The sequence below is a fragment of the Enterobacter sp. CC120223-11 genome, assembly GCF_900215375.1.
Classification (GTDB): domain Bacteria; phylum Pseudomonadota; class Gammaproteobacteria; order Enterobacterales; family Enterobacteriaceae; genus Scandinavium.
Genome location: NZ_OBEF01000001.1, coordinates 292,578 through 317,316 on the forward strand (window position 1 = coordinate 292,578; position 24,739 = coordinate 317,316).

At 56.4% G+C, this 24,739-nt stretch carries 26 protein-coding genes; 10 read left to right on the top strand and 16 right to left on the bottom strand.

Going from position 1 to position 24,739, the window contains the following annotated elements; all coding sequences use genetic code 11:
* Nucleotide 1 precedes the first annotated feature (1 nt).
* The 4 genes from citF to CRO87_RS01335 are packed head-to-tail and all read left to right on the top strand — an operon-like array spanning nucleotide 2 to nucleotide 4,428.
* A complete protein-coding gene (gene citF, locus CRO87_RS01320) occupies nucleotides 2-1,522 on the top strand; it encodes a citrate lyase subunit alpha (RefSeq protein ID WP_097161124.1) in 1,521 nt (506 codons plus the stop codon).
* 3 nt (nucleotides 1,523-1,525) lie between these two features.
* The gene (gene citX / locus CRO87_RS01325; RefSeq protein ID WP_097161125.1) at nucleotides 1,526-2,077 is read left to right on the top strand and encodes a citrate lyase holo-[acyl-carrier protein] synthase; all 552 of its coding nucleotides are present in this window, start codon (nucleotides 1,526-1,528) and stop codon (nucleotides 2,075-2,077) included.
* Complete coding sequence (citG, locus tag CRO87_RS01330; RefSeq protein WP_097161126.1) at nucleotides 2,049-2,933, top strand: triphosphoribosyl-dephospho-CoA synthase CitG; 885 nt, start codon at nucleotides 2,049-2,051, stop codon at nucleotides 2,931-2,933. Before citX ends, citG begins: the two co-directional genes overlap by 29 nt.
* 31 nt (nucleotides 2,934-2,964) lie before the next feature.
* A complete protein-coding gene (locus CRO87_RS01335) occupies nucleotides 2,965-4,428 on the top strand; it encodes an anion permease (protein ID WP_097161127.1) in 1,464 nt (487 codons plus the stop codon).
* 33 nt (nucleotides 4,429-4,461) lie between these two features.
* On the opposite strand, the gene cedA is transcribed toward CRO87_RS01335, so the two are convergent.
* The 8 genes from cedA to osmE form a co-directional block, all read right to left on the bottom strand.
* Nucleotides 4,462-4,704, bottom strand: coding sequence for a cell division activator CedA (gene cedA, locus CRO87_RS01340; RefSeq protein WP_097161128.1), 243 nt, complete (start codon nucleotides 4,702-4,704; stop codon nucleotides 4,462-4,464).
* A gap of 203 nt (nucleotides 4,705-4,907) precedes the next feature.
* Nucleotides 4,908-5,666, bottom strand: a complete 759-nt coding sequence (gene chbG / locus CRO87_RS01345; RefSeq protein WP_097161129.1) for a chitin disaccharide deacetylase — start codon at nucleotides 5,664-5,666, stop codon at nucleotides 4,908-4,910.
* A gap of 12 nt (nucleotides 5,667-5,678) precedes the next feature.
* A complete protein-coding gene (locus tag CRO87_RS01350; RefSeq protein ID WP_097161130.1) occupies nucleotides 5,679-7,025 on the bottom strand; it encodes a 6-phospho-beta-glucosidase in 1,347 nt (448 codons plus the stop codon).
* 98 nt (nucleotides 7,026-7,123) lie between these two features.
* A complete protein-coding gene (gene chbR / locus CRO87_RS01355) occupies nucleotides 7,124-7,948 on the bottom strand; it encodes a transcriptional regulator ChbR (protein ID WP_097161131.1) in 825 nt (274 codons plus the stop codon).
* Nucleotides 7,949-7,978: 30 nt separating this feature from the next.
* A complete protein-coding gene (gene chbA / locus CRO87_RS01360) occupies nucleotides 7,979-8,329 on the bottom strand; it encodes a PTS N,N'-diacetylchitobiose transporter subunit IIA (protein WP_097161132.1) in 351 nt (116 codons plus the stop codon).
* A 55-nt stretch (nucleotides 8,330-8,384) separates the two neighbouring features.
* Nucleotides 8,385-9,743 carry a PTS N,N'-diacetylchitobiose transporter subunit IIC gene (gene chbC, locus CRO87_RS01365; RefSeq protein WP_097161133.1) on the bottom strand — a complete coding sequence of 453 codons (1,359 nt, stop codon included), beginning with the start codon at nucleotides 9,741-9,743 and terminating at the stop codon, nucleotides 8,385-8,387.
* A gap of 91 nt (nucleotides 9,744-9,834) precedes the next feature.
* A complete protein-coding gene (gene chbB, locus CRO87_RS01370) occupies nucleotides 9,835-10,176 on the bottom strand; it encodes a PTS N,N'-diacetylchitobiose transporter subunit IIB (protein WP_097161134.1) in 342 nt (113 codons plus the stop codon).
* A gap of 273 nt (nucleotides 10,177-10,449) precedes the next feature.
* Nucleotides 10,450-10,788, bottom strand: a complete 339-nt coding sequence (gene osmE, locus CRO87_RS01375; RefSeq protein WP_097161135.1) for an osmotically-inducible lipoprotein OsmE — start codon at nucleotides 10,786-10,788, stop codon at nucleotides 10,450-10,452.
* Between the two features lie 221 nt (nucleotides 10,789-11,009).
* Here osmE and nadE point away from each other — a divergent pair, with 221 nt between their 5' ends.
* Together nadE and cho are read left to right on the top strand one after the other, a co-directional pair.
* A complete protein-coding gene (gene nadE / locus CRO87_RS01380; protein WP_097161136.1) occupies nucleotides 11,010-11,837 on the top strand; it encodes an ammonia-dependent NAD(+) synthetase in 828 nt (275 codons plus the stop codon).
* Between the two features lie 92 nt (nucleotides 11,838-11,929).
* A complete protein-coding gene (cho, locus tag CRO87_RS01385; RefSeq protein ID WP_097161137.1) occupies nucleotides 11,930-12,802 on the top strand; it encodes an excinuclease Cho in 873 nt (290 codons plus the stop codon).
* Here the strand turns inward: cho and ves are convergent.
* The 7 genes from ves to CRO87_RS01420 form a co-directional block, all read right to left on the bottom strand.
* Nucleotides 12,758-13,360 (bottom strand): environmental stress-induced protein Ves, encoded by a 603-nt coding sequence (ves, locus tag CRO87_RS01390; RefSeq protein ID WP_097161138.1) that lies wholly within the window; start codon nucleotides 13,358-13,360, stop codon nucleotides 12,758-12,760. The two genes, cho and ves, sit on opposite strands and share 45 nt — an antisense overlap.
* Nucleotides 13,361-13,650: 290 nt before the next feature.
* Nucleotides 13,651-14,139 (bottom strand): ATP-independent periplasmic protein-refolding chaperone Spy, encoded by a 489-nt coding sequence (gene spy / locus CRO87_RS01395; protein WP_176504243.1) that lies wholly within the window; start codon nucleotides 14,137-14,139, stop codon nucleotides 13,651-13,653.
* Nucleotides 14,140-14,499: 360 nt separating this feature from the next.
* Nucleotides 14,500-15,459 (bottom strand): succinylglutamate desuccinylase, encoded by a 960-nt coding sequence (gene astE, locus CRO87_RS01400; RefSeq protein WP_097161140.1) that lies wholly within the window; start codon nucleotides 15,457-15,459, stop codon nucleotides 14,500-14,502.
* A gap of 10 nt (nucleotides 15,460-15,469) precedes the next feature.
* The gene (gene astB, locus CRO87_RS01405; RefSeq protein ID WP_097161141.1) at nucleotides 15,470-16,795 is read right to left on the bottom strand and encodes an N-succinylarginine dihydrolase; all 1,326 of its coding nucleotides are present in this window, start codon (nucleotides 16,793-16,795) and stop codon (nucleotides 15,470-15,472) included.
* The gene (gene astD, locus CRO87_RS01410; protein ID WP_097161142.1) at nucleotides 16,792-18,270 is read right to left on the bottom strand and encodes a succinylglutamate-semialdehyde dehydrogenase; all 1,479 of its coding nucleotides are present in this window, start codon (nucleotides 18,268-18,270) and stop codon (nucleotides 16,792-16,794) included. The genes astB and astD overlap by 4 nt, the downstream gene beginning before the upstream one ends.
* Nucleotides 18,267-19,301: an arginine N-succinyltransferase gene (gene astA, locus CRO87_RS01415; RefSeq protein ID WP_097161143.1), complete on the bottom strand. Its 1,035-nt coding sequence runs from the start codon at nucleotides 19,299-19,301 to the stop codon at nucleotides 18,267-18,269. Before astA ends, astD begins: the two co-directional genes overlap by 4 nt.
* Nucleotides 19,298-20,518 (bottom strand): aspartate aminotransferase family protein, encoded by a 1,221-nt coding sequence (locus tag CRO87_RS01420; protein WP_097161144.1) that lies wholly within the window; start codon nucleotides 20,516-20,518, stop codon nucleotides 19,298-19,300. The genes astA and CRO87_RS01420 overlap by 4 nt, the downstream gene beginning before the upstream one ends.
* 394 nt (nucleotides 20,519-20,912) lie before the next feature.
* On the opposite strand from CRO87_RS01420, the gene CRO87_RS01425 reads away from it, so the two are divergent.
* A complete protein-coding gene (locus CRO87_RS01425) occupies nucleotides 20,913-22,310 on the top strand; it encodes a mercuric reductase (RefSeq protein ID WP_097161145.1) in 1,398 nt (465 codons plus the stop codon).
* 99 nt (nucleotides 22,311-22,409) lie between these two features.
* Nucleotides 22,410-23,216: an exodeoxyribonuclease III gene (xthA, locus tag CRO87_RS01430; protein ID WP_097161146.1), complete on the top strand. Its 807-nt coding sequence runs from the start codon at nucleotides 22,410-22,412 to the stop codon at nucleotides 23,214-23,216.
* On the opposite strand, the gene CRO87_RS01435 is transcribed toward xthA, so the two are convergent.
* Nucleotides 23,206-23,466, bottom strand: coding sequence for a hypothetical protein (locus tag CRO87_RS01435; RefSeq protein WP_097161147.1), 261 nt, complete (start codon nucleotides 23,464-23,466; stop codon nucleotides 23,206-23,208). The two genes, xthA and CRO87_RS01435, sit on opposite strands and share 11 nt — an antisense overlap.
* Between CRO87_RS01435 and CRO87_RS01440 the strand changes: the two genes are divergently transcribed.
* Nucleotides 23,392-24,051: a TVP38/TMEM64 family protein gene (locus CRO87_RS01440; protein ID WP_141398651.1), complete on the top strand. Its 660-nt coding sequence runs from the start codon at nucleotides 23,392-23,394 to the stop codon at nucleotides 24,049-24,051. The two genes, CRO87_RS01435 and CRO87_RS01440, sit on opposite strands and share 75 nt — an antisense overlap.
* On the top strand, nucleotides 24,048-24,731 hold the full coding sequence (locus tag CRO87_RS01445) for a TVP38/TMEM64 family protein (protein ID WP_097161149.1): 684 nt from the start codon (nucleotides 24,048-24,050) through the stop codon (nucleotides 24,729-24,731). Before CRO87_RS01440 ends, CRO87_RS01445 begins: the two co-directional genes overlap by 4 nt.
* The last annotated feature ends 8 nt before the right edge of the window (nucleotides 24,732-24,739 follow it).

The following is a 24,739-nucleotide window of genomic DNA, read 5'->3' on the forward strand; positions in this document are numbered from 1 at the left end:
CATGACACTGACCTCCCGACAGGAACGTACAGCCATCTGGCATAGCCGAGTGGACGGTACGCCCCCACTCTATGTACCTGTTTCCAAACTGAACCTGCAAACGCAAAAGCCCCGCGACCGGAAGCTTTGCACCAGCCTTGAAGAGGCGATCCGTCGCTCCGGGCTGCAAGACGGCATGACGATTTCGTTTCACCACGCCTTTCGTAATGGCGATCTGACGCTGAACCAGGTAATGGACGTGATAGCCAGTATGGGATTCAAAAACCTGACGCTGGCCTCCAGTTCCCTGAGCGACTGCCATGCCCCGCTGGTCGAACACATCCGCAATCAGGTCGTTACCCGGATTTATACTTCCGGCCTGCGTGGCCCGCTGGCGGAAGCTATCTCTCGCGGCCTGCTGGCTGAACCGGTGCAGATTCACTCCCACGGCGGGCGCGTACATCTGGTAGAAAGCGGGGAGCTGAACATTGATGTCGCCTTTCTCGGCGTACCCTCCTGCGATCCTTTTGGCAACGCCAACGGCTTTACGGGCAAGGCCTGCTGCGGTTCTCTGGGCTATGCCAAAGTCGATGCCGAAAACGCGCGGCAGGTGGTGTTACTCACCGAAACGCTGCTGCCCTACCCGCACACGCCTGCCAGCCTGAGCCAGGATCGGGTCGATTTAATTGTGCAGGTTGCACAGGTCGGCGATGCGGACAAAATCGGGGCCGATGCCACACGCATGACCTCCAATCCCCGCGAGCTGCTGATCGCCCGTAGCGCCGCCGACGTTGTAGTGAACTCCGGTTTTTTCAAAAACGGTTTCTCCCTGCAAACCGGCACGGGCGGTGCGTCGCTGGCGGTCACCCGTTTTCTGGAAGATAAAATGCGCCAGCGCAACGTCCAGGCCGCGTTCGCCCTCGGCGGCATTACCTCCACCATGGTTGATCTGCATGAAAAGGGGCTGATTCATACGCTGCTCGACGTGCAGAGCTTTGACCGGGCGGCCGCAGAGTCCCTCGCCCGCAATCCGAAGCACATTGAAATCAGCGCTAATGAGTACGCCAACTGGGGATCAAAAGGTGCCTGCGTTGACCGGCTGGATGTGGTTGTCCTCAGCGCGCTGGAAATTGACACGCGGTTCAACGTTAACGTCCTGACCGGCTCAGACGGCGTGCTGCGCGGCGCCTCCGGCGGTCACTGTGACACAGCCGTCGCCGCTGCCGTGTCCATTATCGTTGCCCCGCTGGTGCGTGGCCGCATTCCCACTCTGGTAGACCAGGTCACCACCTGCGTCACGCCGGGTTCAAGCGTGGATATTCTTGTCACCGATCACGGTATCGCCGTCAATCCGGCGCGCCCTGAACTGGCAGATCACCTCAAAAATGCAGGACTGAAGGTGGTATCCATTGAGTGGCTGCGCGAGCGGGCAGACATCCTCACCGGGCAACCGCACCCTATTGAATTTACCGATCGGGTTATCGCCGTGGTGCGCTATCGCGATGGCTCAGTGATTGATGTTGTTCATCAGGTGAAGGAGTAAACCATGCCGCTCTATGTCACCTGCGCGAACCGTCGCACGATCGCACTGCCCGAACTGCTTGCCAGCCGGGATGCCCGGCAGACACGCCAGCAGCAATGGCAGACAACGTATGCCACTCCGTTGATTTCCTTTACCACAGTGGCACCAGGCCCAATCAAGGACAGCGAACTGTCGCGCCGTATTTTCAACCACGGCATCCGTTCTCTGCGCCAGATGCTTGCCGCGTCCGGCTGGCAAATAGTTCACCAGCGCTGCTTCGGGCTGGCAACAGGCGCTGAAGGGTTACTGGCCGTTGATGCCCCCGCTCTGGCACTCAAGCAGGCCTGCATCGCCCTGGAGCAGCATCACCCGCTGGGCAGGCTGTGGGATATCGACGTCTTCATGCCTCAGGGAGAATTGCTGACCCGTCAGGCGCTTGCGCACCCCCCTCGCCGCTGCCTGCTGTGCGAAAGGGATGCCCGCCTTTGCGCCAGGGAGCGTGCGCATTCGGTCAACGAATTGCTCAACCACATGGAGAGACTACTGCATGATGCCGAAAACGCACCGCAGCGCTGAGGATTCGCTGGCAGAACAGGTGGCTGAACTGGCCTGGCGGGCAATGATTGCCGAAGTGGAGCTTTCCCCTAAGCCAGGCCTTGTGGATCGCCACAACAGCGGCGCGCACAAGGATATGACGCTGAGGGATTTCTATCTCAGCGCAAATGCCATTCATCCCTGGCTTGCCGATTTTGTGCGCTATGGCGCCATAAGCGCGGGGCTGGCTGAAACAGCCGTTTTGCCCGGGTTGCGGCAAACAGGCCTTGCCTGCGAGGCCGATATGTTTCGGGCAACGGGAGGGGTGAATACCCATAAGGGCAGCATCTTTTCGCTTGGGCTGCTTTGCGCGGCAGTGGGACGCCTGCATGAGCATCGCCTGCCTCTTACTTCGGAAAGCATTTGTTCGACTGCGGCGGCATTTTGCCGTGGGCTAACCGCTCGCGAATTGCAATCCGGCAACCTGCAGGGAACCGCAGGCCAGCGCCTGTATCAGACGCTGGGCCTCACCGGGGCTCGGGGTCAGGCAGAAACCGGCTATCCGCTGGTGCGTAATCTTGCGCTACCGCATGTGCAAAAATTGCGCAGCCTGCGCCTTCCCTCCGGTCGGGTATGGCTCGATACGCTGCTGGTGCTGATGGCATACAACGGCGACACCAACGTCGCTTCACGTGGCGGTCTGCAAGGGCTGCTTTGGATGCAGCAACGGGCAAGAACCCTGCTGCATCATGGCAGCGTCCGTCGGGAGGTGGACCTGCGCTCCCTGCACGAATTCAACCGGCAGTGTATTGCCCGCAACCTGAGCCCGGGCGGCAGCGCCGACCTGCTGATTGTCACCCTCTTTTTAGATGAACTGTCCCGCTTAACCGAAAGGTAACTCTATAAAAATCCTTACAGGAGTTTCAGCTATGTCCGTATCAAAAGAGAACATATGGAAATTGATAGCCCCTCTGCTGGTGATGGCCGTGATGTTAATCATTCCGGTACCCGACGGCATGCCCCCGCAGGCATGGCACTTCTTCGCCGTGTTCGTGGCGATGATTGTTGGCATGATCCTCGAACCCATTCCGGCTACTGCGATAAGCTTTATTGCCATGACGATATGCGTTATTGGCAGTGATTACCTGCTCTTTGATGCCAAAGAGCTGGCCGATCCGGCGTTTAACGCAGGAAAAGAAGCACTGAAATGGGGGCTGGCTGGTTTTTCCAGCACCACCGTCTGGCTGGTGTTTGGTGCCTTTATCTTCGCGCTGGGTTATGAGGTCACCGGCCTCGGCAGACGTATCGCCCTGTTTATGGTCAAATTCATGGGAAAACGCACGCTGACGCTCGGCTACGCGATTGTGATAATCGATATCCTGCTGGCACCATTCACTCCTTCAAACACCGCGCGCACTGGCGGTACCGTTTTTCCGGTGATCAAAAACCTGCCGCCCTTATTTCAGTCTTTTCCCAACGATCCCTCTTCCCGCCGCATCGGCGGCTATCTGATGTGGATGATGGTGATCAGTACCAGCCTTAGCTCCTCCATGTTTGTGACGGGAGCGGCGCCCAACGTGCTGGGGCTGGAGTTCGTCAACAAAATCGCGGGTATACAAATTAGCTGGCTAACGTGGTTTCTGAGCTTTTTGCCCGTCGGCATCCTGCTGCTGATCGTTGCCCCGTGGCTCTCATACGTGTTGTACAAGCCCGAAATTACCCACAGCGAAGAGGTTTCCGGCTGGGCGGGCAATGCGCTTAAAGAGATGGGCGCCCTGTCGCGAAAGGAACTCACGCTGATTTGCCTTGTTCTGCTGAGCCTGGCGCTTTGGGTATTTGGCGGCGACTTCATTGATGCAACGGCGGTGGGTCTGCTGGCCGTTTCCCTGATGCTTGCGCTACACGTTGTGCCGTGGAAAGAGATAACCCGTTATAACAGCGCCTGGAATACGCTGGTGAATCTGGCAACGCTGGTCGTTATGGCGAGCGGTCTGACCCGCTCAGGGTTTATCGGCTGGTTTGCTGCCACCATGAGCACGCATCTGGAGGGCTTCTCCGCCAATACCACGGTTATCGTGCTGGTGCTGGTTTTTTACTTTGCCCATTATCTGTTCGCCAGCCTCTCCGCACATACGGCCACGATGCTGCCGGTGATCCTGGCCGTAGGCAAAGGGATCCCTGGGGTGCCGATGGAGCATCTCTGCATTCTGCTGGTGTTGTCGATTGGGATTATGGGCTGCCTGACGCCCTACGCCACAGGTCCGGGCGTTATCATCTACGGCTGCGGCTACGTAAAGTCGAAGGACTACTGGCGGCTGGGGGCCATTTTTGGCGTGATTTACATCTCGCTGCTGCTGCTCGTCGGCTGGCCCATCCTTGCGATGTGGAACTGATCTGTACTCACGCTTCCCCGCGATGGGGAAGCGTTACTCTTCTACTTCCCCTTCCTGACGCATCTGCACCGCCCAGCGCTGAGCTGATTCCGGCACGCTAAACGCCTGCGAACGCTTAAAACGGTTGTCCATCAGCACGAACGCCACGTATTTTCCCCGCAGCAGCCACACGTCACGAAAGCCATCTACTTTCGAGGCATGATCGGGCGGAGCCGGTTCGACACGCGGCACATAGCTGATAACTGGACGGTTGTTTTGTTGACGCAGCGGTTTCATAAGCGGAAAAGCACCAGAACGGAAAACAGAGTCGGGAAAGCCCTATCATAGCCGATCGTGGCGGCAATCGTCGCGCTCTGCGTGTCATTGTTGCGGAAAAACGGTGAGCGGGTTAGCGTCAGGCAAAAAAATGCCGGGAACAGTCGCCCGGCCTAACCCCTAACACGGTGCCCGCAACAAAACCGGGCACCAGGCGTGACATTCTATACGTCGCGATAGCTACCGAGACGGTAACCCCGCTCCGCCACCGCGTATTTCAGCGAAGGCGAAGTGAGTACGTCCAGTTCCGTCAGACGTGGGTAGCAGTAAGCGCTGCCCATAATGGTGTTGTCGACAAAAGCCGGATGGCACATCACTTCCAGCGACGATTCACCTGCCTGAGCAGAGGCTTCCAGCGTTTGCAGGAACAGCGCTTCGGTGATGGCCTCGCCGTAGAACTCGCTGGCAAAACCGTCACTGCTGCGCACGCCCTGATCGTCCAGGCCGTGCAGCTTCTGTACCTGCCGATCAACGCGCATCGCCACCCCTTTTGCTTTGGCGAATGCCGCCACAATCGGGAAAATCTGCGGGATCATATGCACATGGTGGTGGCTGTCGAAATGCGTGGGCTCGCAGCCGAACAGATCGACAAAACGGTGATACTGACAATCCAGCTCGCGGGCAATTTCCTCGAGCGGGAGGATGTCTTCTTCCGCCATCTGCCAGATCCACTTCCCGAGCTTGCCTTCGCGCGTCAGGCCCGGCATTGAAGACAATGGCATCCCGAGCGTCAGCACAAAGTGCATTCCCACGGCCAGCTCCGGTAAACAGCGGCTCAGCTGGGCCGCGTGTTCGATAGCCGCGCCGTTAACCAGCGCGGTAGTAGAGGTGACCAGACCGTTTTTGCAGGCATCGACAATGCCGTAGTTCTGCCCTTTGCTCAGGCCGAAGTCATCGGCGTTAACGATTAGCACGCGTTCCATCTGCAACTCCTTTTACTGCTTGAGGGTTTTCACCGTTTCGGCAAAGTTCGGCAGCCACTTCTCGTGGGCGAGGATCAGCTCGCGGGCCAGGACCTCAGCGTCTTTGTCGGAATGAATCAGCGGGCTCAGGTTCAGCGCCAGCAGCACATCGTTAAATTCACCGCTCAGCGCTGCATGGCTGGCCGCCACTTCAAAGCCTTTAATGGTGTGGATAAGACCCAGCACTTTATCATCGAAGTGAGTCAGGCGTGGGTGTGGCTTCGCGCCTTCGCTGCCGAGAATGCAGGTCATTTCTACAGCCCAGTCTGCCGGAATATTATCGACGTGGCCGTGATGCGGCACGTTGACGTAATGCTCGGTCTGCTTGTTATTGTAGATAGCGTTAATCACTTCGCATGCGGCATCGGAATAGTATGCCCCGCCGCGCTGCTCCAGCTCTTTCGGCTTGATGTTGAGGTCCGGATCTTTGTAGAGATCGAACAGCTGCTTCTCAACTTTCTGCACAACCTGCGCACGCGCGCCGCCTTTGTAGTATTCGCCCATTTCAATCGCCAGCATCTCTTTCTGCTTGAAGTAGTACAGCAGATAAGAGCACGGCAGCAGGTTCAGGGAGCGAATCAGCCCTTCGCTGAACGGCATATCGAAGATGTTCTTCACGGTGTTAGCGGTGAGCTTGCCGGAGGCTACGCCGTCCAGCAGTTCAGCAAAGCGGGACTCACCGTTTACGATAACGTCGCGGATGAACACCATGTGGTTCAGGCCGAACAGATCGATGGAGAGATCGTCGCTTTCAGAGAGCTTCAGCACGTCGGTGATGAACATTTTCATCCCCACCGGAATGTTGCACACGCCGATAAAACGCTTGAAATTGGTGTGACGGTAAACGGCTTCGGTCACCATCCCGGCCGGGTTGGTAAAGTTAATCACCCACGCGTCCGGGCAAATTTCCTGCACGTCTTTAATGATGTCGAAAACCACCGGAATGGTGCGCAGCCCTTTGAACAGGCCGCCTGCGCCGTTGGTTTCCTGGCCGAGATAGCCGTGGCTCAGTGGAATACGCTCATCTTTCTCACGCGCCTGCAGCTGGCCGACGCGCAGCTGAGTAGTGACGAAGTCCGCATCCTTCAACGCTTCACGACGGTTGAGGGTTTTGTGCACGGTCATCGGCACGCCCGCTTTCTGTACCATGCGTTCGCACAGGGCGTGGATGATGTCGAGCTTCTCCTGACCGCCCTCCACGTCCACCAGCCACAGTTCTGTCACGGGCAGTTCGTGATAACGCTTGAGAAAACCTTCCAGTAATTCCGGGGTGTAGCTGCTGCCGCCGCCGATGGTCACAACTTTTAATTTATGGCTCATAACTTTCTCCCTCGTGATCCGCAATCCAGGTGTGGCGAAACCTCCACGCAGATGCGGATAGCTAAACGAATTCGGTGCGTGCGGTAAACCGCACGGCGTTAATTAATCACGGTGAGCTGTTTGCGATACTGGCTTGGGGTGAAAGAGGTCAGCTTTTTAAAGGTCTTAATAAAAAGACTCGGGCTGCTGTAACCTGATTCATACGCAATATCGGTCACCGTGTAATTGGTAATTTCAAGCTGCTTCATGGCGAAGTTAATGCGGATGTCATTAATTATCTGCATTGGCGTTTTACTGTAATAACGCTGGGTTGCCCGGGTCAGATATTCCTGAGACTTTTCGGACAGCGCCACCATATTTTCCAGCGCACCTTCACCAAATTTATGTTTATCGTGCATCTCTTCCACGGTGGTTTTTAACCACTGAGGGACAACGTCCAGTGCCTGTTCTTCACGGAAATGGCGCAGGCGGTTAATCACATAAAATGAGACAACTTCAATAAACTCATCAAATTCACTTTCACGGAAATTGAGCGAAGCAATTACCGACTCTATATAGCTGAGAAAGGGACTCTTAACCGAGTAGACCTGAGAGGCCACCAGAAAGCCCGGCAGCAGCGGCTGATAGTGCTCTTCAAAGAAGCGCTTGCTGATGCCAACGTTCAGAATGCGGGTCGCGCCGAACTCGTAGAAGCTCTGGTGGTGCGACCCCATCGGGATGAAGACGAAGTCTCCGCGCTCCAGCATCACCCGTTTGCCATTGATTTCCTGATAATAGCGCCCGGTCAGTACGAGGGTGTACTCGTAGTAGTCATGCTGATGCAGCCCGCTGATGCTTTCGGTTTTGTTGTAGATAAAGACATGGAAATTTTTCCCGTTAAACAGCTGCTGTTCAAGCGCGGTACTGATTTCCAGGGTCGTCATCTTAGGTTGCCTCATCGTGGTATCTGCCCGTTATTGTACCTTCTCGTGAAGCTCAATCAATTCGGCAACCAGCTCGCGAGCGAGCATTGAGGTCATAAGATGATCCTGCGCATGAACCAGCACCAGGCTGACCTTCATTTTGCCTTCACCTTCGTCGTTTTCAATCAGCTGGGTCTGTACGCGATGCGCTTCGCTCAGCGCCACGCGGGATTGTTCCATGGTGGCTTTCGCCGTAACGAAATCGCCCTGCTTGGCCTGCTTCAGTGCGGTGTAGGCCAGGCTGCGTGCCTGTCCGGAGTTGATGATAAGGCCCATTACCACTTCTTCGAGGTCGCTTTCCTTAACCTCTGTGTCTGCCACGATATGATCCAGATCGAACATATTTATTCCCTCTTACGTCTGGCGGTACGGGGCGCTAACCCCGCACCGCGTTACATCAGAATTTCAGTGCGTTAGCGATGTCTTCTTCGCTTTCTTCTTCGTCAATGACGGCCTGTGCTTTGTTCGACACCACCACGAATGGCAGGTAAACCAGAACCGAGATGCCGAGGTTGAAGAGTGCCAGCAGCAGTGCAGCTACGCTTCCGTTGGTGTTAAAGAACGCGCCCAGACCGGTTGGCATCGTCCACGGTGCCAGGTTGGTGATTGGCGGGATAAGCCCCAGACCGTAGGCAGACATGGTGATGGCGGCCAGCAGTGGCTGAATCAGCACGAACGGGATGAACATAACCGGGTTCATGATGATTGGCAGGCCAAACAGAATCGGTTCGTTAATCTGGAAGATGCCTGACGGCAGCGCCAGCTTCGCAACCTGACGATGGTCAGCGCGGCGTGAAGCGATAAAGATGGCGATAATCAGACCCAGTGTTGCACCTGTACCGCCGAGGAAGATATAGGAATCCAGCATCGGCTTCGCCCACATGTGGAACGATTTGCCTGCCGCCAGCGCCGCTTCAACAGAACCGTACTGCTGGTAAATCTGAATGTTTTCCAGCGCCCATGGCGTCATGATGCCGTTGTCCAGCGCGGTGAGCGCCAGAGAACCGTGCACGCCGAAGAACCACAGCAGTGAAGTAAAGATGACATACGCCCAGCCCACTACGGCACCCATCGACGCCAGCGGCGTAGAAATGGAATCCATGATGATCTGGTGGAAGTTGGTCTGCCAGTGGGTCAGCGCCCAGGCAATCACGCCGAAGATAGAAAGGATAATGAAGCCAGGGATTACCGCTGAGAACGAGCGGGAAACGGAGCCCGGCACGCTGTCTGGCAGCTTAATCACCCAGTTACGACGAACGATAAAGGTGAACATTTCCGCGACCACGAGGCCAATGACAATACCGGAAATGATGTTTGCCCCACCGAGCCAGTTCGCCCCTACCGCATAGGCTTCGCCCACGCTGTACGGCGTCACGGTCATAAATGCTGCTACGGACAGCAGTCCGGCTGCAAAAGGATCGACTTTACGTTCTTCAGCTAACGCCATGCCTATGAAAAAAGGCGCCATCAGCGACATAATGCCCAACGTACCGTTGTACACGTTGCCGCCGATGGCTTTAAAACCATTCAGGGTCTCAATGGTGGAAGCGTCTAACCGAATGCCCATCGAATAGAAAAACGAACCTTCGCCAAAACTCAAAAACACGTTGTTGATAAGAACAAACATGGCCCCTGCGAGGGTCAACGGCATTAACTTAATAAAGCCGTTTTTAATCGCATTGACGTGCGGCTGCTTTCCTATTTTTACAGCAAAAGGAAGGAGTACCTTTTCAAGAGAGCTAATAACTTTACTCATAGAAAATACCCTTAATGACCGTCATCCAATGACGACGGCGATTGTGTGTGAAATTACTCTTTGACGGGAAAATTAAATCAAAATAAAAAAATTATTGCGCTGCGGCTTTCTTAATGGCGGCAACAGCGGCTTTAAGCACACCTAAACCATCTACTTTGCCGTACAAAATAGAATCGATCACTTCCACTGGCTTATTTGGCAGCAGACGTTGAATTTCTGGCAACATATACGCAATTTGTGGGCCCAGTAATACGACATCGGCCGCTTCGCCTTTTTCGCCCGCGAGGGTTTCAGGGAATGCTTCAATAATGACCGGTACTTCGTATTTCTCAGCCTGGGCTCGCATTTTCGACACCAGCAGAGAGGTGGACATGCCCGCAGAACAGAACAGATAGATATGTTTCTTTTCCATACTCGCTTCCTCAATTTGCATTTTCTGACCACTACCTGCTGATGCATCCAGTCTCAACAGGGGGTGTAATGATGGTAACGAATTGTTACTTTGTGTTTATGGGGTCAGTATACGGCATTGAATCGGGGCAAGATAATTCCTGGTAGACCTAAATTGTCTCTCATTGACCTTCGGTTATGACTACCCTCACATTTTGGCCAAATAATTCGCGCAATTAAATAAGCATGATTTCTCAACAAAAAGCCCGACTCAAAGGTCGGGCTTTCGCATAACTCAGCAGATTATGTGAGTTGGCTACTTGGCAGCCTGCGGGTCGGTATCGTACTCGGCACAGGTCTGATAGCCGGAATTCATCACGTGTCCGGTGTTATCCAGTGCGACGAAGTAGGTTTCAGCTTTACCATCCCGTTGACCCAGGATGTAGGTCTGACAAGTCCCCTTCGCATGAATCATTGTGATCTCAGATGACGGCTTACCGGCAATCTGCATAACCTGGTCACGGCTCATGCCTTTTTTGACGTCTTTAACGACCGGCTGCGTGAACTGATCCGTGGTCCGATCGTAAGCGGTACAACCCGCCAACATGGTCAATACTGCTGCTGCACCTAAAATTCCCGCTACGTTCTTGTTCATATTCCGTCCTCTTTTTTATCAGTGTGTTATAAGCCTGGAATAAAGAGTGGTATTTTTCAACCTCAGGTCTGAAATGGGATAACTTTAGGAAAGTTCTACTAAAAATGAGATTTCCTGTTGAATCGCCTCATTTTGCGCCACTCAAAACTGTGATCCTTGTCGTTTTCCCGGCAAAGAGGTAGCTTTAGCAGATACACGACGAATCATTCTGGGAGGGGTAAATGGCTCTGCAGCAAGAGATTATCGCGGCACTCGGGGCGAAACCGCAGGTTAACAGCGAGGAAGAGATCCGCCGCAGCGTGGACTTTCTCAAATCCTATTTGACGACATATCCGTTCATTAAATCACTGGTGCTTGGCATCAGCGGCGGCCAGGACTCTACGTTGACCGGCAAACTGTGCCAGATGGCCATCAGCGAGCTGCGCAAAGAGAGTGGCGACGACAGCCTGCAGTTTATTGCCGTGCGCTTGCCGTACGGCGTACAGGCTGATGAGCAGGATTGCCAGGATGCCATTGAGTTTATCCAGCCGGACCGCGTGCTGACGGTCAATATTAAAGGCGCTGTGCTGGCAAGCGAGCAGGCGTTGCGCGAGGCAGGTATTGAGCTGAGCGATTTTGTGCGCGGCAACGAAAAAGCGCGCGAGCGCATGAAGGCGCAGTACAGCATTGCGGGCATGGTTAAGGGCGTAGTGGTTGGCACCGATCATGCCGCTGAGGCCATCACCGGTTTCTTCACCAAATACGGCGACGGCGGCACCGACATCAACCCGATTTTCCGCCTTAATAAACGCCAGGGCAAACAGCTGTTAGCGTCCCTCGGTTGCCCGGAGCATCTCTATAAGAAAGCCCCAACGGCTGACCTCGAGGACGACCGCCCTTCTCTGCCGGACGAAGCCGCACTCGGCGTGACTTACGATAACATCGACGATTATCTGGAAGGCAAAACGGTTGACGCCGGAACCGCCAAAATCATCGAAGGCTGGTACCTGAAGACGGAGCACAAGCGCCGTCCGCCGATCACGGTGTTTGACGATTTCTGGAAACGTTAATCTGCCACGCCCTGTCATCAGGGCGTTTTTTCACCTTCCGCATTTCATTCCTGGCTGCTACACTGGATAAATAAACAGCATCAGGAGTACCTGTGGCCCGTCGTCAGTCTGTCCCGCGGCTGGAGTTTGAAGCAGCGGCAATCTATGAATACCCCGAACATCTGCGTCCGTCGCTTGAAGCGCTACCCTCCCTGCCCGGCGTTTATGTTTTTCTCGGCGAAAGCGAGACGCTGCCGCTCTATATCGGCAAAAGCGTCAATCTGCGGAGCCGTATTCTGTCGCACCTGCGCACCCCCGAAGAAGCCAGCCTGCTTCGTCAGTCCCGGCGTATCACCTGGACCCGCACCGCAGGCGAAATCGGTGCGCTGCTGCTGGAGGCACGGCTTATCAAAGAACAGCAGCCGCTGTTCAACAAGCGTCTGCGCCGCAACCGCCAACTCTGCTCCCTGCTTCTGAAAGATGCACAGCCGCAGGTGGTGTATGCCAAAGAGATAGATTTCGCCCATCAGTCGGGCCTGTTTGGCCTGTTCGCCAACCGGCGCGCAGCGCTGCAAGCCTTGCAGGCTATCGCCGATGAAAATCAGCTGTGCTATGGATTATTGGGGCTGGAAACGCTCACTCGTGGGCGCGGCTGTTTTCGCTCTGCCCTGAAACGCTGCGCCGGAGCCTGCTGCGGGAAAGAAAGCCTGGAAGCGCACCAGCAGCGGCTGATGGCTGCGCTGGCAAAACTGCAGCTCACCTGCTGGCCGTGGAAAGGCGCAATAGCGCTAAAAGAGAGCAGCGAGGAGATGACCGAGTACCACATCATTCACAACTGGCTGTGGCTGGGCTCGGTCGGTTCACTTGCGGAGGCAGAAGCACTGAGCCGTCTGCCTGCCGGGTTCGATCACGACGGCTACAAAATTCTCTGCAAGCCTTTGTTATCCGGCGAGGCTGAAATTCTCGATCTGACTGACCGCCTCTGACGGCCAGGCTGGATTCAGGCTAATCGCGGTATAGAGAATTTTTCCTTCATCTTTCAGCAGGCGTATCGTGTGTTGCTCGTCCTGCCAGAATGCGCCCTGATCGGCGGTCAGCAGCTTATCGCCAAGCTGCCATGCCCCGCTCAGCACCAGCACCATGCCACCGCGTGCACCAAAGGTAGTAAAGGTCCGGTCTGCCACGCGCACTTTTGCCTGACAGCGCTCACGGCGGGTCATGATATTCAGATCCGTCGACATCTGCCCTTCGGAAAGCTCTGCACGCACCGTTTGCTCTCCGGCAAAGCCGAACGGCTGAAAACGCTTCAGCCTGTGATGGAAAGCCTTGCCGCCGTCCAGCGTCACCTCGCCGCCTTCCAGCAGCGTTACGACCCTGTCGACGCCTGGGAATGCCGAAAACTCGCCGCTACCCGCAATAGAAGCGATGCTGGCACGCCAGGTAAAATCGCGGGTGCCGGGCGGGAAGCAGCAAAGTTCGCGCGTTTCACCCGCGCCATTTTTCCACAGACTGATCGGCATCGTGCGAACGTCAAAATATTCCATCATCACTCCTGAAGAACGACTCAGGCCGCGTCAAAGGCAGCCCTGGTTATTATCATTTTTTTCACCACAGACGGAGTATCGGCACAAGGAGGTCGGAGCCTTAGCAGCTTTACGCGTGTTTAGGGTAATCGCCTGATATCCGGGAAAAAAGAGTCAACGGGTGGTTGCTAAGGAGCATACCGGGAATGCGGCAACTGGCAAGAGGCAGACAAAGAAAAACCGCCGGTCCTGCCCACAGCCTGATTTGGCGTATGGGCAAGACCGGCGGTCTTTAAGACTGTGAGGCTGAATTACTCAGCGTCGGGTGCCATTTTACCTTCCGGCGCGTGACGTTCTGTCAGACGCTTCTCAAAATTGGCATTAAACTGTTTTTTCTGTTCCGGGGTCAGAATGTTGTAGATCTTGTTCTGCGTTTCCATGCGGGAGACAGCCATCTCTTTGTGCTGTGCTTCCATTTTGCTCACCATCTCTTCAGCTTTCGCTTTGTCGAAGGTGTCGCTGGCAATCAGGCTATGCATGGCGCGACGTTCGTCGAGGGACGGACGCTGCATTTTGCCGCGCTGCTCTTTCATGATGTCGCGGATCTGCTGTTTCTGTGCATCGGTCAGGTTCAGGCCTTTGAACATCATGTCATGGTGCATGCCCGGCTTGCCTTTGTGATGCATCATCGGTGCGGCATCAGTGGTACCCGTTACCGTGGTTTCAACTGCGTGTGCCAGGCCGGTTGCGCCCAGCGCCAGGGTAGAGGCAAGAATCAGAGAGGTCAGCTTTTTCATCATACGTTCCTTACTATCAGTTATTTTTTACGGCGCGTTTTACTGCGTTCTTAACAACAGTGCGCCGTGTTGACGTGATTAACTTTACGGGCTTAAACGTCAATCAGTCAGAGCAAGCGTAAAACAATGAAAGTATAAAAACGGAGTTTTAACCAATTATGAAGAAAATAAGGAAAAATGATGGAGAGTGATAAAAATTAATATCTAACTTACTGTTCTGGAAGGAATTATGAAGAAGTCTAGCGCAATCGCGATTAATTAAAAAGCGGTTTATAAGAATAGTCCGCAATTTTGCCTTAAAAGAGATTTATTCAGATAAAAAATAAAACGGCGATAAGCCTGTTCATCGCCGTTTTTTTCTCACTACTCCTCCCGTATCAGCATCAGCCCTGCCCGCAGGCCGGGTGCCACATTGGGATTGGGGAACAGGACGTACTCTGTTTCATGCTTCACCCGCCAGCTTGCCTCGCCCTCTTCTGCCAACAGGGTCCCTTCGCTGAAGGGCGTGAAGTTCAGCGTCTCGTTCGACATATGCAGCACAAAGCGGTCATCATGGCGGGTGATTTGCTGCGCCACGCGATACTTCAGCGGCAAAGGCGCAGAGGCGATGTCACCGCCCAACAGTTGAGCCAGCGCCTGCTGCGTAGCGGCAAACTGTCTCAGGTCGTTATGACCAAACGGCAGCGCTTTGCCAAGCTCAAGGGTACAGGCCAGTGCGCTGAAGCGCTCGGTGCTGTAGTGGGTAAAAGTGCCGCCCGGGCTCTGATGAAACACCAGCGCTTCAAGCCCTGCGGCCCCGAGCCAGTGCAGGAAAGCCTCATCCCACGGCTCTTTGCGCAGCGGCAGCACACCGAAACGGACATGGTGCGACCCGCGGATCGCGGTGTGCAAATCCAGATGCCAGCGCACGGTATCCAGCGGCTGCCAGAACTGCGACAGTGCGTGCTCAAGCCTCGCCGCACGCGCCGTCTCAAGCGACGGCACAAACTCATGCCAGCGCCCGCCGAACATCCGGTTCATATCGCTGTGTAAATAGCGCTTATTGCTCGCCAGCGCGGGCGGATTGCCCAGCACCACCAGCAGCCGCCAGTTCAGCGTGATTGCGCCCGTAAACAGGTTCTGCAACAGCGAATCCAGCATTTCTACCGGTGCCGTTTCGTTGCCGTGAATGCCTGCCGAAAGCACCATCGCCCGCGAGCAGGGTGCAAACGGCGTTAGCTCCAGCAGACCCACCTCATGCCATTGCCAGTAAAACTGTTCCGTTTCACCCTGCGTCTGCGCCGGTTTTTCGCCATCGAGCGTCAGCGCCAGAAAGTCCTTCATGCCGCCTCCTTTATTGCTGGAACGGATAAACCGAACCCAGACCCAGAATCTGCGTCAGCTGATCGAGCGCTTCGCGCCCTTCGCGCAGCAGCTGCGGATCGGCTAAATCTGCCTGAATCAGACGATCGCGATAGTAACGGTCAACCCAGGTGTTCAGGGTGTCAAACAGACGATCGTTCATCAGAACCGACGGGTTCACTGCCTGCATTTCCACTTCGTTCAGCACCACGCGCAGGCGCAGACACGCCGGGCCTCCGCCATTGGCCATGCTTTCACGCAGGTCAAACACTTTCAGCTCATTGATCGGGTTATCCTGCGCCAGTACATCATTGAGATAAGACCAGACGCCCTGATGCTCCTGCGACTCTTTCGGCAGCACCAGCATCATGCTGCCGTCGGGTTTGCTCAACAGCTGGCTGTTGAACAGGTAGGTCGCCACCGCATCATTGACTGATACGCGGGAAGTCGGCACTTCAACAGGCGTGAAGCCCGGCACGCGCTCGCGAAGCTGCGCCAATAGCTGCGGCTGATTGAGGAAAGCCTGCTGATGGCAGAACAGCACCTGACGGTTGCTGACCGCGATCACGTCATTATGGAACACGCCCTGGTCGATCACGCCCGGGTTTTGCTGCGCAAAAACAACCTGCTGCGGATTCACCTGATTGAGTCGTGCTACGGCCTGGCTGGCCTCCAGCGTCTGACGTGCCGGGTAACGCTGTGGCTGATGATGGCCGCTCTCTTCGCGACCATAAACAAACAGCTGCAGGCCCGGCTGACCATACTCACCGCCCAGGCGGTTATGGTTCGCCGCCCCTTCATCGCCAAACATCGCCACCTGCGGCAGCGCGCCGTGAACGGCGAAGGCCTGTTCATTGCTGAAAATCGCCCGCAGCACCGCCTCAGTGGTTGGTGCCTCGCTGGCGCGGTGGAATTTGTTATTCAGGTTAGCCACCGTCAGATGCACCTTGCCGTCGAGCGCATCCGCAGAAGGACAAACCGTCGCGGCGTTTGCCACCCACATTGACGAAGCAGAACTGACCGAAGAGAGCAATTGAGGAGCCTGAGCAGCAACCTTCGAAAGCACCTGCTCATCGCTGCCGGTGAAACCCAACTGACGCAGCAGCAGCACGTTCGGGCGCTCCTGCGGCGGCAGCACGGCCTGCTTATAGCCCAGATCTGCCAGCGCCTTCATCTTCAGCAGCCCTTGCTTCGCGGCCAACTGCGGGTTGGAGACGCGGAAACGGTGCTTCGTCGACGCCTCATTGCCGAACGACAGTCCGGCGTAGTGGTGCGTCAGCCCGGGCAGCCCGTCAAAGTTCACTTCCCAGGCTTTCATGATGCCACCTCAGAGGAAAAATCCAGGCCAGGGTTCAGGGTGCCCGGCAGCACCAACGCGGGGGATTCAAGCGTTGCCATCGGCCATGCGCAGTAATCTGCGGCATACCAGGCTCCGGGACGATGGTTGCCCGAAGCGCCCACGCCGCCAAACGGCGCGGTGCTGGCGGCGCCGGTCAGCGGTTTGTTCCAGTTGACGATCCCGGCCCGCGCTTCCAGCAGCAGCTGGTCGAATTTTTCACGTTCGGCGGACACCAGGCCACAGGAAAGGCCATAGCGGGTATTGTTGGCAAGCGTGATGGCCTCATCGAACTCGTCATACCGCCACACGCACAGCAGCGGGCCAAATACTTCTTCATCAGGCACATTTTGCACCTGGGTCATGTCGATGATGCCCGGCGTGACCAGCGATGTGCCAGGCTCCAGCAACCGCGGTTCCAGCAGCGTTACACCCCCGTTAGCCACGTGCTGTAGCCATGCGGTACGCACGTTCTGCGCCGCCTGTTCGGAAATCAGGCCGCCGATAAACGGCTGGGGTTCGGCATTCCAGCTGCCAGGGATAATGCGGCGGGTCACTTCGGCCAGGCGTTTGAGGAAAGCATCCCCCGCCTCGCCGCGCTTGACCAACAAACGACGTGCGCAGGTGCAACGCTGCCCGGCAGTAATGAATGCAGACTGGACGGCGACGTGAACGGCGGCATCCAGATCCTGCGGTTCATCGATAATCAGTGGGTTATTGCCGCCCATTTCGAGGGCGAGGATTTTCTGCGGCTGCCCGGCCAGCTGGCGGTGCAGGGTGAAACCGGTGTTCGAGCTGCCGGTAAACAGCAGGCCATCGAGATCCGCCTGTGAACTCAGCGCCTCTCCCACCGCGCGGCCGCCCTGAATCAGGTTCAGCACGCCCGCCGGTAATCCCGCCTGCTCCCACAGCTTCACCACGGCTTCGCCGCTCATCGGCGTCAGCTCACTCGGTTTGAAGACCAGGGTGTTCCCCGCCAGCAGCGCAGGCACGATGTGTCCGTTCGGCAGATGACCGGGGAAATTATAAGGACCAAATACCGCCAGCACGCCGTGCGGCCGATGACGCAGGGTTGACGTGCCGTCGGCCATCGGGGTTTCCTGCTCGCCGGTGCGGCCGTGATACCCTTTCACCGAAATCGCAATTTTATTGATCATCGCCCCGATTTCCGTGGCCGCTTCCCAGCGCGGCTTGCCGGTTTCGCGGGCGATGACTTCAGTCAGTGCTTCCTTGTGTGACTCCAGCAGAGCCGAAAATTTTTCCGCAATTTGCTGCCGGGCGCTGAACGGCAATTTCGCCCATGCAGGAAACGCAGCGCGGGCCGCTTTCACCGCTTCATTGACCTGATCTGCATCCGCATCATTCCCGCGCCACACGGCTTCGTGGGTGACAGGATTGGTTTTGCTGCGTGCCTCTGCGCGCCCGGCGACCCAGTCGCCGTTGATCCATAGACTCATGCTTTTTTCTCCTCAGGGCAAAGACGAACCAGTCGTACACGGTCGCCCGCGTGGCATTTCAGGGCATCCAGTTGTTTAGCGCTCAGCAACAGTTTATTGGTGTGCGGATCGGCCTGCACCAGCATCACGCGGAAGTGCTCGTAGTTCTCGTTCGCCACCATGCATGTCGGCAGCTCCCCCGGCGCGGGCTGTCCTTCACCAACCTCCACCATACGGCTTTTTCGGATCGCACGAATGCGGTCCACGTCGCACTCAAGCGTCGGGCCACCGTCGAAAATATCGACGTAATTACGGTAACGGAACCCTTCTTTCTCCAGCACGGCACGGGCTGGCGCAGTTTGCGGATGCACTTCGCCAATCACCGCCCGCGCCTCTTCGGTGAGAAAATCGGTATAGATGGGGTGCTTCGGCATCAGCTCGGCGATAAAAGCTTTCTGGCCGGTACCGCAGAGGTAATCTGCTTTGGCAAACGGCATGGAGAAGAAGCGCTGGCCGAGGCTTTCCCAGAATGGCGAATAGCCGTGCTCGTCGATAACGCCGCGCATTTCGGCCACGACTTTTTCGTTGAAGCGGTCGCGAAAAGCCGCCATGAACAGGAATCGGGATTTCGACAACAGATAGCCGTTGCCCTCTTTGCGCCAGTCCGGATCGAGAAACAACGTGCACAGTTCGCTGCTGCCGGTGTGATCGTGCGTCAAAAACAGCGTTGGCAATGCGTTGTAAACGTTCAACTCTTTTGAGGCGTGGACCAATGTCCCCACGCGGTAGTTGTACCAGGGATCGTGCAGGCCAACGGCCACTTCAATGGCGCAGATCCCCGCGACGCGCCCCTGCTCGGTATCTTCCAGCACGAAAACGTAGCCCTGATCGCCTTTGTCCAGGCTGCCGTTCCAGGTATTAATAGAGCGCTCAATGCGATCCGCGAGCGTCTTTTCATCCACGGGAAGCGACGTCAGACCGCCGCCAGTTTTCCCTGCCAGTGCCATCACGCCGGACAAATCCTCGCGTCCGACCGGGCGGATCACCATCATGATGACACCTCAGAGACAAAGCGTTCGCAGGTTTTCGCGAAGCGGTCGAGGCCGGTGTTCACCTCTTCTTCGCTGATGACCAACGCAGGCGCGAAGCGAACCACGTTGCCCCCGGCGATCAGCACCATCAGGCCATTTTCGGCCGCGAGCTGGCTTATCTGTTTCGCTTTACCGGCATATTCCGCTTTCAGCACACAGCCAATCAGCAACCCCATGCCGCGAATGTCGTCGAACAGGCCAACTTTGGCGTTGATTGCCGTCAGACGTTCGGTGAACCACTGGTGACGCTGTTTGACGCCGTTCAGCACTTCGTGGGTGTTGATCATGCCCAGTACTACGCCTGCCACAGCACAGGCCAGCGGGTTACCGCCGTAGGTCGTGCCGTGTGTGCCAACAACCATCACGCTTGCGAACTCATCGCGGGTTAACAACGCCCCAATCGGGAAGCCGCCGCCCAGCGCTTTCGCCGTCGAGAGCACGTCCGGGGTGACGCCATAATGCATATAGGCATACAGTTCGCCCGTACGGCCCACGCCGGTCTGGACTTCGTCGAAAATCAGCAGCGCATTGTGCTTGTCGCACAGCGCGCGCAGCTCTTTCAAAAACGCCGGGGTGGCAGGCACCACGCCGCCTTCGCCCTGGATCGGCTCGACGATCACCGCGCAGGTATCATCGTTAATCAGCGCCCGGGCGGAATCGATATCGTTATAAACCGCATGCTGGATCTGCGGCGGCAGCGGCGCGAAATCCTGCGAATAAGCAGGCTGACCGCCCGCGCTGACGGTGAACAGCGTGCGGCCGTGGAACGCATTTTTGAAGGCGACAATGCCGCTTTTCTGCGGGCCGAATTTGTCATGGGCGTATTTGCGCGCCAGCTTCAGCGCCGCTTCGTTCGCTTCCGCCCCTGAGTTACAGAAGAACACTTTGTCGGCAAAGGTGGCGTCAATCAGCTGCTTCGCCAGCTTCAGCACAGGTTCGTTGGTGTAGCCGTTGCCGGTGTGCCAGAACTTCCCGGCCTGCTCTGTCAGCGCCTGCACCATTGCCGGATGCGCATGCCCCAGCGCGTTCACCGCAATTCCGCCTGCAAAATCAATGTACTCTTTGCCCTGCTGGTCCCACAGGCGCGATCCTTCCCCACGTATCGGAATAAAAGGCGCCGGGGCGTAAACCGGCATCATCCAATCATCAAAATTTCCACGCGTCACTGACTGATTCATAGCAACCTCTTCCGGTAACAATTACGTTATTGTGATGTTAATAAATATGAGTACTTGTGCTGTAAATGTATATTGCACGCATCGTGCCAGCCAGCGACAAAAGTGCATAAACGGAAGTGGTTAACCAAATATCAATAAGTTACAACCTGACGCCATTCACTCAATTTGCATAAAAAGTGAATAAAAAAGCGATAACAAGCCATTAGTAGCATTAATAATTGCTGCATTATGCATTAGTAAAACTTAATTCGTGATTTGTGAAGGCTGCGACATTTATCGTAAGTCGTTGCCCCAAAACGGAGCGCAATGCCCTGTAAAGGGGCGAATTTGTCACCCTTAATCCCCTGCACTACGCTCATTCTGATTCTTTCGCAAACCGCTAAGTGGGGAACTCATGCGGCACTTTGATGCAATCCTGATTGGCGCCGGCCAGGCCGCGCCCTCCCTTGCCGTTGAGTTGGCTCAAAGGGGCCAGAGGTTGGCGCTTATCGAAGGCAATTTATTGGGAGGGACCTGCGTCAACGTCGGCTGCACGCCGACCAAAACGCTGCGCAAATCTGCCCGCGTGGCGCATATGGCGCGCCGGGCGGCGGAATTTGGCGTACTCACCGGGACAGTTAGCGTTGATTTTGCGGCAGCCATGCAGCGTATGCGGGCGCGGGTTGAAACATCCCGCCAGGGGCTTACCGGCTGGCTTCAGGCGACCAAAAATATTGATACGATCCACGGCTGGGGCCGTTTTATCGGACGTGACGGTGACAAATTTCTGATCGAAGTCAACGGCGAAACGCTTTCTGCCGATCGCGTCTATCTGAACACGGGGGCTCGGGCGGTAATCCCTGAGCTGCCCGGAATAGACAAAGTTCCGTATCTCGATAACGTCAGCGTGCTTGCCCTGACGCAATGCCCTGAGCATTTGCTCATCGTGGGTGCCAGCTATATCGGCCTCGAAATGGGGCAAATCTTCCGCCGCCTTGGCGCAGAGGTTTCCATCATTCATCGCGCCGGACGCATTGCCGAGCGTGAAGATGAAGAGATAAGCGAGCACATTGCGGCCTTTCTGCGCGCCGAAGGCATCGCTTTCCATCTGAACAGCAGCGTCAGCAAGCTTATCGGTGAAGATCGCGGTCTGACCGTGCAGCTGAGCGATGGCCGGACCCTCAACGGCAGTCATATTCTGTTTGCCAGCGGACGACGGCCCAACACAGAACGCCTGAACCTTGCCGCCGTGGGCGTGGAAACGGATGCACGTGGATTTATTCGTACCGATGCTCACTTCAACACCAACGTGAAGGGGATCAAAGCGCTCGGCGACGTTAATGGCCGCGGAGCGTTCACCCACACCAGCTATCACGATCAGCAAATTGTGCTGGCGGAAATCGACGGCGAACACCCGACAGGGCAGTGGCAGGATGCCGACAAGCGCGTGCTGAGCTATGCCATGTTCACCGACCCGCCGTTAGGCCGCGTGGGCATCACGCTTGCCCAGGCGCAGGTACTGGCAGGCAAAGGGCAAAAGATTCTGGTGGCGGATATCGCCATGGCCGACGTCAGTCGTGCGAAAGAAGAAGATGAAACCCTGGGCATGATGCGGGTTATCGTGGATGCCGAAAGCGAGCGCTTTCTCGGCGCGGCCATTCTCGGCATTGGCGGTGACGAAATTATCGCGGTCATCACTAACTTTATGGCGACAGGCGCCAGCTATCGGCTAATGCAGCAGGCGCTGCCCGTTCACCCGACCGTTGCGGAATTTTTCCCGACGCTGCTGGCCCGGCTGCGGGAGCTGACATGATCCCCCCGACCTGATGATGAAGCGCGAATCGGCGGAGGTCAGCCGCCGTAAATTCTGCTAACATCCGTGCATCATTCATCTGACACAGTGGCAGCGACTATGAAATTCGTCTCTTTTAATATCAACGGCCTGCGTGCCCGCCCGCATCAGCTGGAAGCCATCGTTGAAAAGCACCAGCCGGACGTGATAGGCCTTCAGGAAACCAAAGTTCACGACGATATGTTCCCGCTGGAAGATGTGGCAAAACTCGGCTACAACGTGTTCTACCACGGCCAGAAAGGCCACTACGGCGTGGCTCTGCTGACCAAAGAAACGCCGATCTCCGTGCGCCGTGGTTTCCCGGACGACGGTGAAGAGGCCCAGCGCCGCATTATCATGGCGGAAATCCCTTCCCCGTTCGGCAACGTGACGGTGATTAACGGCTATTTCCCGCAGGGCGAAAGCCGCGACCATCCGACCAAATTCCCGGCCAAAGAGCTTTTCTACCAGAACCTGCAAAACTACCTGAACAGCGAGCTGAAAAAAGAGAACCCGGTGCTGATCATGGGCGACATGAATATCAGCGCCACGGACCTGGATATCGGCATCGGCGAAGAGAGTCGCAAGCGCTGGCTGCGCACCGGCAAATGTTCTTTCCTGCCGGAAGAGCGCGAGTGGATGGACCGCCTGATGGGCTGGGGCCTGGTGGACACCTTCCGTCATGCAAACCCGGAAACCCAGGACAAGTTTTCGTGGTTTGACTACCGCTCCAAAGGCTTCGACGACAACCGCGGGCTGCGCATAGATCTGCTGCTGGCAAGCCAGGGCTTCGCGCCGCACTGCGTTGATACCGGTATTGATTATGATATTCGCGGGATGGAAAAGCCGTCAGACCACGCGCCAATCTGGGCAACCTTCAAAAGCTGATCCTGACCCGGCCTGACGCTATCACAGCGTCAGGTTTTTCCCCTCCAGCCATTTTTACTTGCGTAACATCAAAGACGTGGGGCGGGCGAAGCAGGGTAAAATGCCGTCCTGATAACCCCGACATAACGGAGAGACGGATGCCAAAGAAGTTCTGAGGAGGAAAGACGCACAGCTTCTGCTGCTGATTGTCCTTTCCGGCATCCTGATTTTTGTTGTGCATCGCAGCGGTCTTGCCGATCTCCTGCTTCATCTTCAGCACCTCCAGACGTTTATTCGCCAGAGCGGTTCAGCGGGTGCTGCGCTTTATATTCTGCTGTTTGTGGTTGCCGCCATCTGTTTCATGCCCGGCAGCCTGCTGGTCATCGCCGGTGGCGTGATTTTCGGCCCGCTGTACGGCACCCTGCTCTCTTTGATTGCCGCCACGCTGGCAGGCTCAGTCTCTTTTTTACTGGCGCGGGCGCTTGGGCGGGAGATGCTGATGCGCACCTTCGGGCATACCGCCGCGTTTCAGGCCATAGAGCAAGGCATCGATCGTAACGGGCTGGATTTTCTGTTGTTCACCCGGCTGATCCCGCTGTTTCCCTGGAACATCCAGAATTTTGCCTACGGCCTGACCGCCATCCGCTTCTGGCCCTTTACCCTCGTGTCCGCCCTCACCACCTTTCCCGGACTGCTGATTTACACACTGATGGCTGACGATCTCGCCACGCACGGCATCACCCGGCTGTTTTTCCTGAAGCTCTGCGTGGCGGGTGCCCTCCTGTTCGCGCTTGTTCAGACGGCAAAAGTATGGGCGCGCCGCAGGGGCTTAGGCGTCACAGGGCCGTGGCAATGAGCCGATTTTCCCGCATCGGCCTTCTGATAGTCGTCTTCGCGCTGGTGATGGCGTACTGGTTTTCCCCGACGGTGAAAGCGGTCACGGACGGCAGCCTGGCAGCCTTTGCCACGCTCGATCAGGCCGCCATAGAGCGTTTTATTCAGCAATGGGGGCCGCAGGCCGCCGCTGTGTCGTTCTTTCTGATGATCCTGCAGGCAATCGTTGCCCCGCTGCCCGCATTTCTCATCACTTTCGCCAACGCCTCGCTGTTTGGCGCTTTTTGGGGCGGCGTCCTCTCCTGGACAAGTTCGATGGCGGGGGCCGCGCTCTGCTTTTACCTCGCCCGCATTCTCGGCCGGGAGGCGGTGGAAAAACTCACCGGCAAAACCGTCCTGGAAAGCATCGATGACTTTTTCACCCGCTACGGCAAACACACCATTCTGATTTGCCGCCTGCTGCCCTTCGTGCCCTTCGACCCCGTGAGCTATGCCGCCGGGCTGACCTCCCTGCGCTTTCGCTCGTTTTTTGTAGCAACCGGACTCGGGCAGTTGCCCGCCACCGTGGTGTACTCCTGCGTCGGCGGCATGCTGGCCGGCGGAACTTACTGGCTGGTCACCGGCCTGCTGATCCTTTTTGCCCTGGCTATCCTGATTATGATGGTCAAAAAAATCACCCAACAACGCCAGAAGAGACGCTGATGATGTCG

Excerpts from the sequence above, each read along its gene's own strand:
- citF (WP_097161124.1), top strand. The coding sequence starts at position 2 with ATGACACTGACCTCCCGACAGGAACGTACAGCCATCTGGCATAGCCGA.
- citX (WP_097161125.1), top strand. The coding sequence starts at position 1,526 with ATGCCGCTCTATGTCACCTGCGCGAACCGTCGCACGATCGCACTGCCC.
- citG (WP_097161126.1), top strand. The coding sequence starts at position 2,049 with ATGATGCCGAAAACGCACCGCAGCGCTGAGGATTCGCTGGCAGAACAG.
- CRO87_RS01335 (WP_097161127.1), top strand. The coding sequence starts at position 2,965 with ATGTCCGTATCAAAAGAGAACATATGGAAATTGATAGCCCCTCTGCTG.
- cedA (WP_097161128.1), bottom strand. The coding sequence starts at position 4,704 with ATGAAACCGCTGCGTCAACAAAACAACCGTCCAGTTATCAGCTATGTG.
- chbG (WP_097161129.1), bottom strand. The coding sequence starts at position 5,666 with ATGGAACGCGTGCTAATCGTTAACGCCGATGACTTCGGCCTGAGCAAA.
- CRO87_RS01350 (WP_097161130.1), bottom strand. The coding sequence starts at position 7,025 with ATGAGCCATAAATTAAAAGTTGTGACCATCGGCGGCGGCAGCAGCTAC.
- chbR (WP_097161131.1), bottom strand. The coding sequence starts at position 7,948 with ATGACGACCCTGGAAATCAGTACCGCGCTTGAACAGCAGCTGTTTAAC.
- chbA (WP_097161132.1), bottom strand. The coding sequence starts at position 8,329 with ATGTTCGATCTGGATCATATCGTGGCAGACACAGAGGTTAAGGAAAGC.
- chbC (WP_097161133.1), bottom strand. The coding sequence starts at position 9,743 with ATGAGTAAAGTTATTAGCTCTCTTGAAAAGGTACTCCTTCCTTTTGCT.
- chbB (WP_097161134.1), bottom strand. The coding sequence starts at position 10,176 with ATGCAAATTGAGGAAGCGAGTATGGAAAAGAAACATATCTATCTGTTC.
- osmE (WP_097161135.1), bottom strand. The coding sequence starts at position 10,788 with ATGAACAAGAACGTAGCGGGAATTTTAGGTGCAGCAGCAGTATTGACC.
- nadE (WP_097161136.1), top strand. The coding sequence starts at position 11,010 with ATGGCTCTGCAGCAAGAGATTATCGCGGCACTCGGGGCGAAACCGCAG.
- ves (WP_097161138.1), bottom strand. The coding sequence starts at position 13,360 with ATGGAATATTTTGACGTTCGCACGATGCCGATCAGTCTGTGGAAAAAT.
- spy (WP_176504243.1), bottom strand. The coding sequence starts at position 14,139 with ATGATGAAAAAGCTGACCTCTCTGATTCTTGCCTCTACCCTGGCGCTG.
- astE (WP_097161140.1), bottom strand. The coding sequence starts at position 15,459 with ATGAAGGACTTTCTGGCGCTGACGCTCGATGGCGAAAAACCGGCGCAG.
- astB (WP_097161141.1), bottom strand. The coding sequence starts at position 16,795 with ATGAAAGCCTGGGAAGTGAACTTTGACGGGCTGCCCGGGCTGACGCAC.
- astD (WP_097161142.1), bottom strand. The coding sequence starts at position 18,270 with ATGAGTCTATGGATCAACGGCGACTGGGTCGCCGGGCGCGCAGAGGCA.
- astA (WP_097161143.1), bottom strand. The coding sequence starts at position 19,301 with ATGATGGTGATCCGCCCGGTCGGACGCGAGGATTTGTCCGGCGTGATG.
- CRO87_RS01420 (WP_097161144.1), bottom strand. The coding sequence starts at position 20,518 with ATGAATCAGTCAGTGACGCGTGGAAATTTTGATGATTGGATGATGCCG.
- CRO87_RS01425 (WP_097161145.1), top strand. The coding sequence starts at position 20,913 with ATGCGGCACTTTGATGCAATCCTGATTGGCGCCGGCCAGGCCGCGCCC.
- xthA (WP_097161146.1), top strand. The coding sequence starts at position 22,410 with ATGAAATTCGTCTCTTTTAATATCAACGGCCTGCGTGCCCGCCCGCAT.
- CRO87_RS01435 (WP_097161147.1), bottom strand. The coding sequence starts at position 23,466 with ATGAAGCAGGAGATCGGCAAGACCGCTGCGATGCACAACAAAAATCAG.
- CRO87_RS01445 (WP_097161149.1), top strand. The coding sequence starts at position 24,048 with ATGAGCCGATTTTCCCGCATCGGCCTTCTGATAGTCGTCTTCGCGCTG.